The sequence below is a fragment of the Acidisphaera sp. L21 genome, from assembly GCF_009765685.1.
GTDB lineage: Bacteria > Pseudomonadota > Alphaproteobacteria > Acetobacterales > Acetobacteraceae > LMUY01.
On sequence record NZ_LMUY01000045.1, the window covers coordinates 149,925 to 164,443 of the forward strand.

The following is a 14,519-nucleotide window of genomic DNA, read 5'->3' on the forward strand; positions in this document are numbered from 1 at the left end:
CGCGATGCAGGCACTCACCTTCGCGCCCCCGCCGCCGCCGAACGACCAGACGGAGGCGCTGCGCCACGAGGTCCGCGACTTCCTGGCCGTGGAATTGCGGGACCGACCGGCGCAAAAACGCGCCGAATCCTGGAGCGGCGGCGACCCGGCGTTCAGCCGCAAGATGGGCGAGCGCGGGTGGCTGGGCATGATGTGGCCGAAGAAATACGGTGGCCACGAACGATCCGCGCTGGAGCGTTACGTCGTGCTGGAGGAGATGTTGGCTGCTGGCGCGCCCGTTGGGTATCACTGGGTGGCGGAGCGGCAGAGCGGTCCGAACATCCTGAAAAACGGAACACAGGCGCAGCGCGACCTGATCCTGCCGCGCATCGCCCGGGGTGAATTATGCTTCTGCATCGGCATGAGCGAGCCTGATTCCGGATCCGACCTGGCAGCCGCACGGACGCGGGCGGAACGGGCGCAGGGCGGGTGGCTGGTGAACGGGACGAAGGTTTGGACGTCCAGCGCGCACAAGGCCGACTACATGATCCTGTTCTGCCGCACCGGGGCGAAGTCGGATGACGACCGGCACGCCGGGGCCAGCCAGTTCCTGGTGGATATGAAGCAGGCACAGCAGGGCGGCATGACGGTGCGCCCGATCATCGACATGCACGGCGAACACCACTTCAACGAAGTGTCGATCGAGGATTTGCTGCTGCCCGAGGACGCGCTGCTGGGCAAGGAAGGGGATGGCTGGAAGCAAGTCACCGGCGAGCTGGCGTTCGAGCGCAGCGGGCCGGACCGGTTCCTGTCGTCCTTTACGCTGCTGGTGGAATTGGTGCGCGAGCTTGGCCCGGCCGCGCCGGAGCGGGCGGCGGTGGCAATTGGCCGCATCACGTCGCACATCCTGGCGCTGCGCAGGCTATCCCGCTCGGTGGCGGGTATGCTGCAGAACGGGGAAGACCCGGCGCTGCAGGCCTCGCTGGTGAAGGATTTAGGCAATTCCTTGGAACAGGAGATGGTGGAGATCATCCGCCTGCTGACCGATGCAGAGCCGACGGAGGCGGAGGGCAATCCGCCGTACTCCGTGGTGCTGGCGCATCTGATCCTGACGGCGCCCTCCTTTTCGCTGCGCGGCGGCACGCGGGAGATATTACGAGGCATCATAGCCAGGGGGCTTGGACTGCGATGAGCGACGTTCGGGTTACGAATGAGGGGCATGTGGGCATCGCGGAGATCTGCCGCGCGCCGAACAACTTCTTCGACATCGCGCTGATCCGCGATATCGCCGCGGCGTTCGAGGGGTTCGAGGCCGATAGCAACATTCGCTGCATCGTATTGGTGGCGGAGGGGAAGAATTTCTGCGCCGGGGCAGATTTCAGCTCCCCCGCGCGCAACACTGTCGGGGATCGGCAGGGCGGACATCTGTACCAGCAGGCAGTGCGGCTGTTCCGCTGCGGCAAGCCGATCGTGGCGGCGGTGCAGGGTGCGGCGGTGGGCGGTGGGCTGGGCCTGTCGCTGGTGGCGGATTTCCGCGTCGCCTCACCGGAGTCGCGCTTTACCGCCAACTTCAATCGGCTGGGGTTTCATCCGGGATTCGGGCTCAGCATCACGCTGCCTCGGCTGGTGGGGGAGCAGATGGCCGCCATGCTGTTCTATACCGGCCGCCGGATCGGTGGCGAGGAGGCGCAGCGGATCGGCCTGGTGGACGTGCTGGTGCCGTCCACGGAGTTGCGCAGCGCCGCCATGGCACTGGCAACGGAGATTGCGGCCAGCGCGCCGATCGCCGTCAGTTCCACCCGTGCGACGCTGCGTCGTGGCCTGGCGGACGCCATCACCGCCATTACCGACCACGAGTTGGAAGAACAGCAGAAGCATTTCGAGACGGCGGACTTCAAGGAGGGCGTGAAGGCCATGTCCGAGCGGCGCCTGCCGGTGTTCGAGGGCAAATGAGCGTGGTGGACCCGGCGCTGGCCGCCGCCGTTGCCGCCAAGCTGGTGGCGCGCAAGCAAACTCTTGGCGTGTCGGAATCCTCGGCTGGCGGGCTGATCTCGGCGGCGTTGCTGGCGGTGCCGGGCGCGTCGGCGTTCTATATCGGCGGCGGCATCATCTACACCGGCACGGCGCGGGAGGGGCTGTTGGGAGTCACCCCCGCAATGATGACAGGCATTCGGTCCGCCACCATCCCGATGTCCCGCCTGTTGGCGGCAACGGTGCGCAGCAAGATGGGTGCGGATTGGGGCCTGGCGGAAACGGGGGCCACGGGGCCGACTGGCAACCGGTATGGCGACGCCGCCGGGCATTGCTGCCTGGCCGTGACTGGGCCGAAGGAGATGGATCGCGTGCTGGAAACCGGCTCGCCAGATCGGGCAGCGAACATGGTCGCGTTCGCCAACGCCGCTCTGGCCTTGCTGGGGGAAGCGCTGGACGCCGCCTAGCCAGCCGACGCAGGATTGGGGGCACATCGCCAGAAAGGTGAGCCCCCCATGCAGCCACGCGACCGCGCCCCGTATTCCGCCATCGTCGACCGGCCACCGCTGCGGCTGCCCGAGGGTGTGCGACTGGTCATCTGGACGATCGTCAATCTGGAGGTGTGGGACATCACCCGCCCGATGGCCCGGCAGGTGCTGCCCGCGCCCACCGGGCAGGTATTGCTGCCGGACGTGCCAAACTGGGCGTGGCACGAATACGGCATGCGCGTCGGTTTCTGGCGGTTCCATGCGCTGTATGAACGGCTCGGGATCCGCCCGACTTGCAGCATCAACGCCCGGGTTTGCGACGATTACGAGCGTGTGGCCGCCGCCGCACGTGATTCTGGATGGGAATTCATGGGACATGCCTGGGAACAGATGCCGATCCACAAGGTGGACGACCAGCGCGGCATGATCCATCGCACGATGGACCGGTTGCAGGATTTCACCGGCATTCGCCCGCGCGGCTGGCTGGGCCCGGGGCTGACCCAGACGGCGGAAACGCCGGACCTGCTGGCCGAGGCCGGCGTGAAGTACATCGGCGATTTCGTGTGGGACGACGAGCCATCGCGCATCCGCACAACCCATGGTGAGTTGGTTACACTGCCCTACCCGGTGGAGCTCAACGACATTCCCATGATGATGGTGCAGCACCACGAATCGCCCTACTGGGCGCAGCGCGTGCGCGACAGTTTCGACCGGCTGTACCAGGAAGGGGCGGACCGCGCGAAGTTCATGTCGGTCGCGGTCCACCCCTATATCTCCGGCCAACCACACCGGATCAAGTATCTGGAGGAGATCTACGACTACGCCCGCACCCATCCGGGCGTGGTGTTCTGGAATGGCACCGAGATATTGGATTGGTTCGAAGCCACCGCATGAGGCGCATCGCAACGCTGGCGCTTGGGATGGCGCTGCTGGCCACGCCCGCCCTTGCAGCGCGCCGGGAAAGTGCCAGCCATCGGGCCGTGGCGGAGATCGCGCCGGCGCGGATTGCCGTGGGGTCGCAGGGGAGCCTACCGCTCTTCGTGTCGCGGGACTGGTCGCAGCCATTGCCCGGGGTGACCCGCGCAGTGTTGGTGCTGCATGGCCGATTACGGAATGCCGCGACGTATTATCACTCGGCCCTGGCGGCACAGGCCGCGGCGGGGGAAGCCAGGACGACCGCGATTATGATCGCACCGCAATTCCTGGCGACGCGGGATGTGGAAGCGCACCACCTGTCCGCGGATGCGCTGCATTGGACGCTGGAGGGATGGGAGGGTGGTGACCCGGCGGTGGGTCCCTCGCCCACCAGTTCCTTCGCGGCGTTGGATGCCGTATTGGCGCGTTTGGGGGACCGGCGGATCTTCCCGGATCTGCAGCAGGTGGTGATCGCCGGGCACTCCGGTGGAGCGCAGGTGGTGCAGCGCTACGCCATCGCCAGCCAGGCCGACACAGCGCTGGTGCGGGCGGGCATCGCCGTGCGCTACGTGGTGGCGAACCCGTCCTCCTATGCGTATTTCAGCGCGGAGCGGCCGCTGCCCGCCATCGCCGCCTGCCCCGGGTTCAATGACTGGAAATACGGCATGGACAATCGTCCGGCTTACCTGTCCGAGCCCAACCCGGCGGGTCTGGAGCAGGGCTATGTGGCACGCCGGGTGATCTACCTGTTGGGCACGCTGGATACCGATCCGAACCAAACCGCCCTGGACAAAAGCTGTATGGCGGAGGCGCAGGGCGCGTATCGCTACGCCCGTGGCCACTCGTATTTTACCACCATGCAGCGCCGCGACGCCGGCACGCCGCACCATAGTCTGTGGGACGTGCCGGGCGTCGGCCATAATGGCGACCAGATGCTCACCTCCCCCTGCGGCCTGCACGCGCTGTTCGACGTGCCGGGTTGCGGCTAGTGCGCGTCGGCGGTGGGCGCCTTCGGGGCGGCGACCTTGCGCATCAGCGGCACCATGATCGTGGCGAACACGAAGCATAGGCCGACTGCTATGAATGCATCTGCGTAGGTGAGCGTCTGTGCCTCCCGCATGGTGAGCGACCATAGTTGCTGCATGGCCGCTAGATGGCCATGAACGGCATCACCGCCCAGCGCTGCGGTGTTGGCGCGGGTGGCGGTGGCCAGCATGTCGGTGGCGGCCACGTTGTTGCTGTTCAGGTGTTCAGCCAGGCGCAGGAAGTGTAGGTTAGTTCTATCGTTCAGGATCGTGCCGCAGCCGGCGATGCCGATGGCGCCGCCCAGATTTCGCATGAGGTTGAACAGGCCGGACGCCAGCTTCAACCGGTCTGGCGCCAGGCCGCCCAGGGTGAGCGTGACGGTGGGCGCCACCGCGAATTGCTGGGCAAAGCCGCGCAAGGCCTGGGGCAGCAATAATTCCCGGCCGCTCCAATCATGCGTGATCCAGGTGAACTCGTACATGCTGGCGGCGAAGCAGATGAAGCCGAACATCATGATCCAGCGCAGATCATACCGCTTGGCGAGGAAGGTGTAGACCGGGATGGCCGAGATCTGGAACAAACCGGTCGAAAAGACTGACCATCCGATCTGTTGCGCGCTCAATCCCCGCACGGTGGCCAGGAATAGCGGCGTCAGGTAGATGGTGGCGAAGATGCCGATGCCGGTCAGGAACGAGAACAGGCAGCCAAGGGCGAAATTGCGGTCCTTCAGGGCACGCAGATCCACCACTGGGCGGACGAACGATAGGCTGCGCCAAATGAAGATGACGCCGCTGACACCTGCGATCCAGGCGGTGGTGCGAATGGTGCCGTCATCCAGCCAGCCCCAGCGCGGCCCCTCCTCCAGCGTGTATTCCAGTGTGCCCAGGAACACCGCCATGAAGGCCATGCCGATGTAGTCGGCGCCGCGCAGCAGCAACAAGTTCGGCTTGTCCACCTTTACCAGCATCGGCACGACAATCGCGACGAAGATGCCGGGCACGAGGTTGACGAAGAACAGCCAGTGCCATGAATAGTTGTCGGTGATCCAGCCGCCCACCGTTGGGCCCAGTGTCGGCGCCAGAGACGATATCGCCCCTACGGTGGCCGCGGCGATCACGCGTTGTGGGCCGGTGAAGTAGATGAAGGCGGTGGTGAACACGGTCGGGATCATCGACCCACCCAGGAAGCCCTGCAGCGCGCGAAACGCGATCATGCTTTCGATATTCCACGCCCATCCGCACATGAGGCTGGTCGCGGTGAATCCCACGGCGGATGCGCAGAACAACCAGCGCGTCGACATGACGCGGGATAGCCAGCCCGAGAGCGGGATGACGACGATTTCCGCGATCAAATAGCTGGTTTGCACCCAGGCGGTTTCATCCATGCCGGCCGACAAGCCGCCGCCGATGTCGCGTAACGAGGCGGAGACGATCTGGATGTCCAGCAGCGCGATGAAGAAGCCAACGCACATCGTGCTGAAGGCGAAGATCTTGGCGCCCTGGCTCATCTCCCCCGGCGCGGTGACCGCGGGGGTCATTCCGCACCGCCCCGGCTATCCACCGATGCCGTCACCGACAGGCCGGGGCGCAGCCGGCCCAGGACCGAACCCTCGCCATCCAGGGCGATCCGCACGGGGACGCGCTGGACGATCTTGGTGAAGTTACCGGTCGCGTTTTCCGCCGGTAGCAGACTGAATTGCGCGCCCGTGGCCGGCGCTAGGCTGACCACATGGCCGTGAAACACCTGGCCCGGCAGCACATCGGCCACCACGCTGGCGGATTGGCCGGGGCGCATGTCGGCCAACTGGCTTTCCTTGAAGTTCGCGTCGACCCACAGGCCGCGCGCCGGCACCACGGAGACCAGTTGCGCGCCGATCGTGGCATAGGCACCGGCGCGGGCGCTGCGGTTGCCGATCGTGCCATCCACCGGTGCGCGCAATTCGGTGTAGCCTACGTTCAGTCGCGCCATATCGCGATCTGCCATCGCACCCGCCAACCCGGCCTGGATCTGCCGGCGCTGGGAGTCGATCACATCCAGTTGCCGGGTCGCGGCGTCCACGGCGGCCCGCGCCTCGGTATCCTGGGCATTGGCCTTCTTGCCATCGGCATCGGCCTGCTGGAACCGCTGGACGGAGGCGAAATTGTCTTGCGACAATTGGCGATACCGCTCCACATCGAACCGAGCGCGCGCGATCTCCGCCGCGGTCGCGGTCAGTTTGGCCTGCGTCTGGGCGATCACCGATACTTGCAGTCGCCGGGTGGCGTCTAAATTGGCCAGCGCTGCTTGCTGCCCTGCAACCGCCGCCTCCGCCTTGTCCAGGGCGGCGCGGTAGTCGCGATCGTCTAGCTTCACCAGTAGATCGCCGGCGTGGATGTTCTGGTTGTCGGTGATCGGAACCTGCGCGATGAGCCCGGAAACCTTGGGCGCGATCACCGTTACGTCGCCGCCGACATAGGCGTCATCCGTGCTTTCGATGAACCGGCCGTTGGTCCACCAATCACGGCCATACTTCCCGCCCGCGGCGCCGGCGAGCAGCACCACTCCGGCGATCAGCAGCGTGCGCTTGGACATATGCCGCGTCGTGGGGCGCGCCACGGAATTTGCGTCTCGGGTCATAACCTGGTCGCTCATGGGTTGGCTCCCTTCTGGGCATAGCGGGTGCGGATGCGGGGATTGGCCGCCGGGCCGGCGGCTGTGCGGAAGGCGGGGCGTGCCAACGGGCGGCCAGTGGCACGGTCGACCAGCACCGGGTCGGCCCGCTCGCCAGTTTCGGCGTCGATCACGACGACGCTCTCACCCTCGGGCGCAAAATGCTTGTTGCCCCAGGCAAGCAGCGACCAGATGACGGGCTGGAAGTCCCGCCCGCTCTCGGTCAGCACGTATTCGTTGCGGGGTGGTCGCTCGCTATAGCGCCAGCGCTGCAGCAGGCCGTCCTTCACCAGCGCGGCCAGGCGGCGCGTGAGCATGGTGGGGGCGATGCCGAGGCTCTTCTGGAACTCGTCGAACCGGGAGAGGCCGTAGCAGGCGTCGCGCAGGATCAGGATGCTCCACCAATCGCCCACGCGCGCCACGCTGCGGACGATGGGACATTGCTGCTCCGGGCCGGGGGAAAGGGTGTTGGGCGGCATCGGACTAATCGGTCACTTCCATTTCGATAGTGACTAGCTAATCTTGTTACTATCGGAATGCAAGTCTCTCGTTGAGGCTCCCTTGCTGCGGCTCCGGCGCACTGTCATCCTTTCCGCATCAGCATCGGAGACCGCCGTGAAACGACGCACCCTGCTAGGCACGGCAGCCGCCGCACTCGCCCTGTCCCGCCCGCATGTGGCGCGCGCCCAGGGGGCCCGGCTGCTGCGGTTCATTCCGCAGGCGGATCTGTCGACGCTGGACCCGCATTGGAACACCGCCTACGTCACGCGGAACCACGGTTTCATGGTGTTCGACACGCTGTATGGCGTGGACAGCGCGTATCGCGTGTCGGGCCAGATGGTCGCCGGGCACACGACCGAGGATAACGGCAAGACCTGGACACTGACGCTGCGGCCCGGGATGACCTGGCATGACGGCACGCCGGTGCTGGCCCGCGATTGCGTCGCCAGCCTTCGCCGCTGGGGCACGAAAGACGCGTTCGGCCAGGTATTGATGGCCGCCACCGACAGCCTGACCGCGCCCGACGACCGGCGTATCGTGTTCCGTTTGAAATACCCGTTCGCCCTGCTGCCGGATGCGCTGGCCAAGACAGGGGTCTACATGCCCGCCATGATGCCGGAGCGCCTGGCGAAGACCGACCCGACCGTGCAGGTGACCGAAATGGTCGGCAGCGGCCCCTTCCGCTTCAAGGCCGATGAACGGGTGCCCGGCGCCCGCGCGGTGTACGAGCGGTTTGCCGAATACGTGCCGCTGGCGTCTGGCACGCCCAGCGGTACGGCCGGGCCGAAGATCGTCAACCTGGACCGCGTCGTGTGGAACACCACGCCCGATCCGGCGACCGCCGCCGCCGCGTTGCAGGCGAATGAGACCGATTGGTGGGAATTCGCCAGCGCCGACCTGGCGCCGTTGCTGCGCAAGAACAGCCAGATCAAGGTCCAGGTGGGTGACCCGGCAGGCCAGGCGGCGCTGCTGCGGATGAATTGGCTGCAGCCGCCATTCAACAATCCGGCGATCCGCCGCGTGGTGTTGAAATCCGTGGTGCAGTCGGAATTCCTGACCGCCATGATGGGCGATGACCGCACGCTGTGGCGGGACAACGCAGGTGCTTTTACCCCCGGCACGCCGATGGCGAGCGACGCTGGGATGGACGCCATTACCGCCCCACGCGATTATGACAAGCTGAAGCAGGAGTTGAAGGACGCTGGCTACAAGGGCGAAACGGTGGCGCTGATCGTGCCGACGGATTTTCCAAACCTGAAGGCGCTGGCCGATGTGGGCGCGGATATGCTGCGCAAGATCGGGATGAACGTGGACTACCAGGCGATGGACTGGGGCAGCGTGCTCACCCGGCGCGCGAAGAAGGATCCGGTGGCCCAGGGCGGCTGGAGCGTTTTCTTCACCTTCAGCGCCGGCACCGACCAGATGACCCCGGCCACCCAGTTGATGATGCGCGGCAATGGCGCCAATGCCTGGTTCGGCTGGCCGGACGACCCGAAGCTCGAGGAGTTACGCAGCGCCTGGTTCGCCGCGCCCGATGTCGCCGCGCAGCAACAAGTGGCGGCGCAACTGCAGCTTCGCGTCTTTGACACCGTGCCATTCGTGCCGCTGGGCCAGTATTTTCAGCCGACCGCATACCGTACGAGCCTTAGCGATATCCTCAGTGGGTTTGCCCTATTCTGGAATGTGAAGAAATCTGCATGAGCCTGGAATTCATCCCGTTTGCCACACTACCCATCACCCCCTGGCGCAATGCCGCCGGGCGCCGCGCCAATGTTGCGTCCGAGGCGCATTGGAATGTCGGGTTTGCCTGGCTGGATGTGGATGCCCCATTCTCCCACTACGACGGCACAGATCGGACGATCACGCTGATCGACGGGCCCGGCTTCGCACTGGAGTTCGTGGGGTATCCGACGTTGCGCGTGGACGAGCGCTATCGCCCGTCCGCCTTCGATGGCGGCTGGCCGACGGAGTGCAAGTTGCTCGGCGGTCCAGGCATGGTGCTCAACGCGATGACGGCCCGGGCCACCGCCCGGCACAGCGTGCGGATTATCCGGGATGCGTTGCATATCCCGCAAACGGCGCCCGATGATGCGGCGGCGTTCTTCCTGGTGCTGTTGGCGGGCGAGGCGACGATTACCGCAGGGGACGACGTTGCGGTGCTGCAGCCGCGGGACGCAGCGCGAATTAGCGGGCGGTTTTCGCTTCAGGGCGTAGGCGAGTTGTGCCTGGCCCTGATCACGATCGGCCCCCGCTAGACGTGATGTGCTAGGCGGGCACGGCCTGCGGCACGGCGCCGGGGCCGCGCTTCTTCTTCCCGCCGCCGCCGCGTGGACCGTTGAATGGCGGCCGCCACGTCCCGTCGCGCAACATGTCAGCGACCGCGAGCGCGATCTGCCCCCGCAGGCTGGAGGATGGCTGCACGCCCTCGATGAAATCCACCTGCGCCGGGCGCCAGCGGGTTTTGGACACATCCGACCCGGTAGACAAATTGACTCGGGCACAGCCATGCTCGATCGCCCACTTGATCGCCTCGGCCACCACGGTGGTCATCACGCTGTATTTGCCCCAGGCCGGGTCGTAGCCGGAGTAGTAGAGGTATAGCTCCCCCTCATAGGTAAATCCGATGCGCATCGCGACGGCTTCGCCAGCGATCTTCAGCGCGAAGATCCGCACGTTGCCCGCGGCGGCCATGTCCGCGACGTATTGGGTGATGAACGCCCGCGCCTCGGGGGCGGCGAACACGTTGATGTGGTGGATGGTGCCATCCAGTTCGGACCGCATGGCGTGCATGTCCAACAGCCGGGCAAACGCGACATTGACCTCCGCCGGGTCGCTGATGACGGCGATCTCGTGCTCGTGCTTGTCCCGCGCCAGCGAGTTGTAGCACTTGCGCAGCGCCTCCTTCATGTTGCGCGGCAGGCCGGATTTCAACGTTTCCCAGTTTTCCGGCAGCGGCAAATAGAAATCCTGCAGTTCGCGCGTCGGTCGAAACTTCGGGATGGCCGGCGGTCGGGTGCCCGGCAGGCCGCGCCATTGCACCCAGTCCCATTCCCGCGTGGTTTCCAGATGGTCCACCAGCGCGTTCAGCGCATCGTTTTGCCAACCGTCGCGACAGATCATGCCACGGATCTCGGTCACGTTGCTGTCCGCACCCAAAAACTGCAGCTCCCGCGTGCGAATTGGCAGATGTGCCGGGCGATGGGTCAGCATCATCGGGGCCACGGCGACCAGCCGGTGGGAGGCATCGCGAACGGTGTACAGCCGCAATTCGTCCCGTACCTTCATGCCGCTACGGCGAAAATTCTGCCACCACATGCGGTGCCAAGCCGAGGATTGGAACGGCGTGCGGGGCATGGATCCCATCTCCATCGCATCCCATTCCGCCGCCAGCTTGCCGAATGCATCCTCGTGCGTCGCCGTTTCGATCATCAACATCATGCAAGCCCCAGCCCTTTTGCCAATAATTTGAGTGTCATAAACTCCGCCGCGCCGCGTTGCGCGCGATAGCGGCCCTGCAAGCGTTCGTAGCTTTCCAGCAGCATCTGTTCGCGACCCGGCTGGCGCATCAGCGATGGTCCGATGCGGTAATGCAGCGCCGGCCGATCCAGAAACTGAACGCCGCCGTGGCGTATGGCGCGCATGTAGAAATCCACATCCTCCACCAACGGCAGACCCGGGTCGAACCCGCCCAGCGCCGTCACGTGCGACCGGCGAAGCAAGCCGGCGCTACAAACCAACAGCGTAGGGCCGAACAGCATAGCCGCAGTGAATGCCCAGCGATGGCCCAGCCGGGCGCAACGCCGGGCGCGGTGCGCTGCGTGGCCAAAATACTCGCGCTGGTGCTGGATCTCCGCCTGGTCGACGCCGAATGGTTCGATGGCGCCGAACACCACACCCAAATCCGGGCGGTCGGCGAAGGCGGCCAGGCAGGCGGCGTAGTAGCCATCCGCCACAAGGTCGTCATCGTCCAAAAAATGGATCAGCGCGCCGCGGGCCAGGGCCACGCCCATATTGCGGGCGACGGCGGGACGGCCGTCGCTGGGGCGGCGATTGGCGACATAGCGGACGCGTGGGTCATGCAGGCGGTCGATCGCGCCAGCGGCGGTATGGCCCGGCGAGTCGTCCACGACGATGACCTCGACCGTGGCACCGGCTTGGTCCAGCGCGCTCTGCACTGCCTCCAGCAGGGTGCCTGGCCGGTTGCAGGTCGCGACCACGACGGAGATGTCGGGGATTGCCCGGCGATCGACCCTCGACCCAGGCTGGGCAAGGGATGGATCATCCCGGCGTGCAGGCGCATCCGTGGTTATCGACACCTGGTCTTCTCCTGAGCAACTCGCCGCCACTAGTGAAACGAGAATAGTCTCATTAACTGGATAAGACGTTAACGGCAGGAGAGAGTCTGCAGGGGTCGGTTTTTAAGGGTTAGTCCGCCGGGTTAGCATGCCACGCGATACACCGCTTCCCTGTAGCAGGGATCGATGAGGTAGATCGTGATCTTGCCGATATGCTCAAGCGCGGAACCGGCCTCTTCCCGCGGCATCTTCACATTCGCCATGGCCTTTTCCAGATACTGCGCCGGGTAGGTGTCGCGGGTGTGAACTGGCGCAGCCTGGTGCGCGTGGTCATGCGCCCTTCCCTCCCGTGACGCGGGGCGACAGGTCCGCCGCCTTGCGCACGAAATCCAGCGGGCCGCTGAAGTCGAAGCTGTTGTACACCGCGGCAAGATGGTTGAAGTGTGGCGCCTGGGCGAATTGCGCGAAGGTCAGCCGGTGCCCGGCGTAGTCCGAATTCAGCAAATCGCGCGCGAAGGCCAGGATCTTCCGCCGGTCATCGGACTGCCAGCTTTGGTTCAAGGTGTAGAATTTGCGCAGCCAATCGCCGGAACCCTCCGCCTCGAACGAGGCCACGTTCGGCGTGACGCAGATTTGGCCGCCGCAGAGTTCACGCGCGACGTGCATCATCACCGGCAATTGGGAACAGGCGAACACCCGCCCGGCATACAGCATCGATTGATGCGGCATCAGCAACCCCGCCGGGCTGCGCTGCGCCATGGCGATGGACGCGGTCAGATGGGCGTTGATCCCCTCCCGGTAGCAGACGAGGTCGGCGATCTTCTCCCGCACGCCTTGCAGTTTATCGAGGCCGGTCTGCTGCGCATTCCACAAGGCGGCGCCAATCATCATGTCGGCCACGTACATCAGCCGCAGCACGTAGGGGAATGCGGAGTAGCGATGCAGCGTGCCGCGAATGAACTGGGCGGCGCGGGTGTGGCGATAGAAAAACACGTCCTCCCACGGGATCAGCACGTCGTCGAACACGACCAGCGCCTCCACCTCGTCGAACCGGTTGGCGAGCGGATAATCTTCCACCCGGCCCTTCCCGGCGAACCCGGCGCGGCAGATGTGCTTCACGCCGGGTGCGCCCATCTTGACGATGCAGCCGACCGCGTAGTCGGACATCGCGTCGTTCACCCAGGCCCCGTAGGTCGGCTTGAGGAACGCCTGATCGGCATAAGGGGCGGCGGTTTCGTATTTGGCGCCGCGGATGATGATGCCGGCATCGGTTTCCCGCGTCACATGCACCATCATGTCAGGGTCCTGCTCCTGCGGGGCCTGGGACCGGTCGCCCTTCGGATCGGTATTGGCGGAAACGTGGAACACATCGGTATCGCGCACGGCGGCAATGTGGCGATCGATATTGTTGGCGAATTGCGGATCGATCTCTGCCAGGACATCCCGGCCATCCTGCAGGGACCACATTTCGCCCACCGTTTCATCGCCGACCCGGGTGACGACGCCGCGGATGTCCTGCAGCACCGTGTCGATGCCGGCGATCTTGTCGGTCCAGTCCTTGGTTTCAGTCGGCGGTTTGTTGAAGATGGACTTGCGCTCGCCGGCCTCGATATAGGTCAGCGTGTCCTGATGCTCCCGTTCGAGCGCCATGTCGTACATGCGGGCCTTCACGTCGATGATCGGCTTTAGCGCCGGGTGGGTGGTGACGTCGCGCACCCGCACGCCATCGACCCAGACCTCGCGGCCATCGCGCAGGCCGTCGCGATACTCGTTGCCGCTGCGAATCATGAGCCCGCCCTCCGTTGCACAGCCATCGTGCAACGGAGAGGCGGGCTTGTCATGCCCGCTTGCGGCTACATCGTTTGGCCGCCGGCGGCGAGGATCTGCTGGCCGTTCACCCAGCCGGCCATGTCGGATGCCAGAAACACGGCGATCTTGGCGATATCGTCCGGCTGCCCGATCCGCCCCAGCGGCGTCATGGCCGCGACTTGCTTGGCGAAATCGCCGTCGATGAAGCCGAGTGCGGTAGCGCCTTCCGTCTCCACCATGCCGGGGTTGAGGCTGTTGACCCGGATCTTGCGGGCGCCCAACTCCTTGGACAGGGAGATGGTGATGGAGTCGACCGCACCCTTGGTGCCGGAATAGATGGCGCTATTGGGCGGCGCCATTGTCGCGACCACAGAGCCGATGTTGATGATCGACCCGCCCTCCGGCCCAAATAGCGGCAGCGCCGCCTGGGTGGACAGCAGCAGGCCCAGCACGTTGAGGCCGAACTGACGGTGGAATTCCTCGGCGGTTACCTGTTCCAGCGGCATCATGGCGTAGACGCCCGCATTGTTCACCAGCACGTCCAGCCGGCCGAATTGCTCGCGGATGGCGGCGTAGACGCGGGTGATGTCCTGCTGCTTGGAGAAATCGCCCTGCAGCGCCACGGCCTTGCCACCGGCTGCTTGGATCTCGGCCACCACTTTGTCGGCGCCGGCTTTGCTGGACGAGTAGTTCACGGCGACAGTTGCGCCAGCCTGCGCGAGTGCCTTTGCGATGCCGGCGCCGATGCCCTTCGAGGCGCCGGTGACGAGGGCGATCTTGTTTGCCAGTAGGCTCATTGTCTTGGTCCTTGCTATCGGGTTCAGGCCGCGAGCCGACGCTGCCGCAATGTCGGGAACAGCTCGCTCGGGTCTGGCCGATGGGTGTA

The 14,519-nt window shown here is 65.4% G+C and carries 14 protein-coding genes; 7 read left to right on the forward strand and 7 right to left on the reverse strand.

Going from position 1 to position 14,519, the window contains the following annotated elements; translation table 11 throughout:
• Window positions 1-4: 4 nt before the first annotated feature.
• Genes GSQ76_RS10430 through GSQ76_RS10450 form a run of 5 tightly spaced genes read left to right on the forward strand, consistent with a single transcriptional unit; the run spans window position 5 to window position 4,342 of the window.
• Window positions 5-1,171, forward strand: a complete 1,167-nt coding sequence (locus GSQ76_RS10430; RefSeq protein WP_158743831.1) for an acyl-CoA dehydrogenase family protein — start codon at window positions 5-7, stop codon at window positions 1,169-1,171.
• On the forward strand, window positions 1,168-1,932 hold the full coding sequence (locus tag GSQ76_RS10435) for an enoyl-CoA hydratase/isomerase family protein (protein WP_158743832.1): 765 nt from the start codon (window positions 1,168-1,170) through the stop codon (window positions 1,930-1,932). Before GSQ76_RS10430 ends, GSQ76_RS10435 begins: the two co-directional genes overlap by 4 nt.
• Window positions 1,929-2,417 (forward strand): CinA family protein, encoded by a 489-nt coding sequence (locus GSQ76_RS10440; RefSeq protein WP_158743833.1) that lies wholly within the window; start codon window positions 1,929-1,931, stop codon window positions 2,415-2,417. The genes GSQ76_RS10435 and GSQ76_RS10440 overlap by 4 nt, the downstream gene beginning before the upstream one ends.
• A 48-nt stretch (window positions 2,418-2,465) precedes the next feature.
• Window positions 2,466-3,332, forward strand: coding sequence for a polysaccharide deacetylase family protein (locus tag GSQ76_RS10445; RefSeq protein WP_158743834.1), 867 nt, complete (start codon window positions 2,466-2,468; stop codon window positions 3,330-3,332).
• Window positions 3,329-4,342, forward strand: a complete 1,014-nt coding sequence (locus GSQ76_RS10450) for an alpha/beta hydrolase (protein WP_158743835.1) — start codon at window positions 3,329-3,331, stop codon at window positions 4,340-4,342. The genes GSQ76_RS10445 and GSQ76_RS10450 overlap by 4 nt, the downstream gene beginning before the upstream one ends.
• On the opposite strand, the gene GSQ76_RS10455 is transcribed toward GSQ76_RS10450, so the two are convergent.
• From GSQ76_RS10455 to GSQ76_RS10465, 3 genes are read right to left on the reverse strand one after another with little or no spacing between them, the layout of a single operon-like run.
• Complete coding sequence (locus tag GSQ76_RS10455; protein ID WP_158743836.1) at window positions 4,339-5,916, reverse strand: DHA2 family efflux MFS transporter permease subunit; 1,578 nt, start codon at window positions 5,914-5,916, stop codon at window positions 4,339-4,341. The two genes, GSQ76_RS10450 and GSQ76_RS10455, sit on opposite strands and share 4 nt — an antisense overlap.
• The gene (locus GSQ76_RS10460) at window positions 5,913-7,010 is read right to left on the reverse strand and encodes an HlyD family secretion protein (protein ID WP_158743837.1); all 1,098 of its coding nucleotides are present in this window, start codon (window positions 7,008-7,010) and stop codon (window positions 5,913-5,915) included. The genes GSQ76_RS10455 and GSQ76_RS10460 overlap by 4 nt, the downstream gene beginning before the upstream one ends.
• Window positions 7,007-7,507 carry a helix-turn-helix domain-containing protein gene (locus GSQ76_RS10465; RefSeq protein ID WP_158743838.1) on the reverse strand — a complete coding sequence of 167 codons (501 nt, stop codon included), beginning with the start codon at window positions 7,505-7,507 and terminating at the stop codon, window positions 7,007-7,009. The genes GSQ76_RS10460 and GSQ76_RS10465 overlap by 4 nt, the downstream gene beginning before the upstream one ends.
• Window positions 7,508-7,643: 136 nt before the next feature.
• On the opposite strand from GSQ76_RS10465, the gene GSQ76_RS10470 reads away from it, so the two are divergent.
• Both GSQ76_RS10470 and GSQ76_RS10475 read left to right on the forward strand, forming a co-directional pair.
• A complete protein-coding gene (locus tag GSQ76_RS10470; protein WP_158743839.1) occupies window positions 7,644-9,230 on the forward strand; it encodes an ABC transporter substrate-binding protein in 1,587 nt (528 codons plus the stop codon).
• Window positions 9,227-9,784 carry a HutD family protein gene (locus GSQ76_RS10475; RefSeq protein ID WP_158743840.1) on the forward strand — a complete coding sequence of 186 codons (558 nt, stop codon included), beginning with the start codon at window positions 9,227-9,229 and terminating at the stop codon, window positions 9,782-9,784. The genes GSQ76_RS10470 and GSQ76_RS10475 overlap by 4 nt, the downstream gene beginning before the upstream one ends.
• A gap of 10 nt (window positions 9,785-9,794) precedes the next feature.
• Here the strand turns inward: GSQ76_RS10475 and GSQ76_RS10480 are convergent, their stop codons facing one another.
• From GSQ76_RS10480 to GSQ76_RS10500, 4 genes are all read right to left on the reverse strand, one after another.
• Window positions 9,795-10,967, reverse strand: a complete 1,173-nt coding sequence (locus GSQ76_RS10480; protein WP_158743841.1) for a GNAT family N-acetyltransferase — start codon at window positions 10,965-10,967, stop codon at window positions 9,795-9,797.
• Window positions 10,964-11,845 carry a glycosyltransferase family 2 protein gene (locus GSQ76_RS10485; protein WP_158743842.1) on the reverse strand — a complete coding sequence of 294 codons (882 nt, stop codon included), beginning with the start codon at window positions 11,843-11,845 and terminating at the stop codon, window positions 10,964-10,966. The genes GSQ76_RS10480 and GSQ76_RS10485 overlap by 4 nt, the downstream gene beginning before the upstream one ends.
• A 309-nt stretch (window positions 11,846-12,154) precedes the next feature.
• Window positions 12,155-13,612, reverse strand: a complete 1,458-nt coding sequence (locus GSQ76_RS10495) for a 4-hydroxyphenylacetate 3-hydroxylase family protein (RefSeq protein WP_158743843.1) — start codon at window positions 13,610-13,612, stop codon at window positions 12,155-12,157.
• A gap of 65 nt (window positions 13,613-13,677) precedes the next feature.
• Window positions 13,678-14,430: an SDR family NAD(P)-dependent oxidoreductase gene (locus GSQ76_RS10500; protein ID WP_158743844.1), complete on the reverse strand. Its 753-nt coding sequence runs from the start codon at window positions 14,428-14,430 to the stop codon at window positions 13,678-13,680.
• Window positions 14,431-14,519: the final 89 nt, after the last annotated feature.

Excerpts from the sequence above, each read along its gene's own strand:
- GSQ76_RS10430 (WP_158743831.1), top strand. The coding sequence starts at position 5 with ATGCAGGCACTCACCTTCGCGCCCCCGCCGCCGCCGAACGACCAGACG.
- GSQ76_RS10435 (WP_158743832.1), top strand. The coding sequence starts at position 1,168 with ATGAGCGACGTTCGGGTTACGAATGAGGGGCATGTGGGCATCGCGGAG.
- GSQ76_RS10440 (WP_158743833.1), top strand. The coding sequence starts at position 1,929 with ATGAGCGTGGTGGACCCGGCGCTGGCCGCCGCCGTTGCCGCCAAGCTG.
- GSQ76_RS10445 (WP_158743834.1), top strand. The coding sequence starts at position 2,466 with ATGCAGCCACGCGACCGCGCCCCGTATTCCGCCATCGTCGACCGGCCA.
- GSQ76_RS10450 (WP_158743835.1), top strand. The coding sequence starts at position 3,329 with ATGAGGCGCATCGCAACGCTGGCGCTTGGGATGGCGCTGCTGGCCACG.
- GSQ76_RS10455 (WP_158743836.1), bottom strand. The coding sequence starts at position 5,916 with ATGACCCCCGCGGTCACCGCGCCGGGGGAGATGAGCCAGGGCGCCAAG.
- GSQ76_RS10460 (WP_158743837.1), bottom strand. The coding sequence starts at position 7,010 with ATGAGCGACCAGGTTATGACCCGAGACGCAAATTCCGTGGCGCGCCCC.
- GSQ76_RS10465 (WP_158743838.1), bottom strand. The coding sequence starts at position 7,507 with ATGCCGCCCAACACCCTTTCCCCCGGCCCGGAGCAGCAATGTCCCATC.
- GSQ76_RS10475 (WP_158743840.1), top strand. The coding sequence starts at position 9,227 with ATGAGCCTGGAATTCATCCCGTTTGCCACACTACCCATCACCCCCTGG.
- GSQ76_RS10480 (WP_158743841.1), bottom strand. The coding sequence starts at position 10,967 with ATGATGTTGATGATCGAAACGGCGACGCACGAGGATGCATTCGGCAAG.
- GSQ76_RS10495 (WP_158743843.1), bottom strand. The coding sequence starts at position 13,612 with ATGATTCGCAGCGGCAACGAGTATCGCGACGGCCTGCGCGATGGCCGC.
- GSQ76_RS10500 (WP_158743844.1), bottom strand. The coding sequence starts at position 14,430 with ATGAGCCTACTGGCAAACAAGATCGCCCTCGTCACCGGCGCCTCGAAG.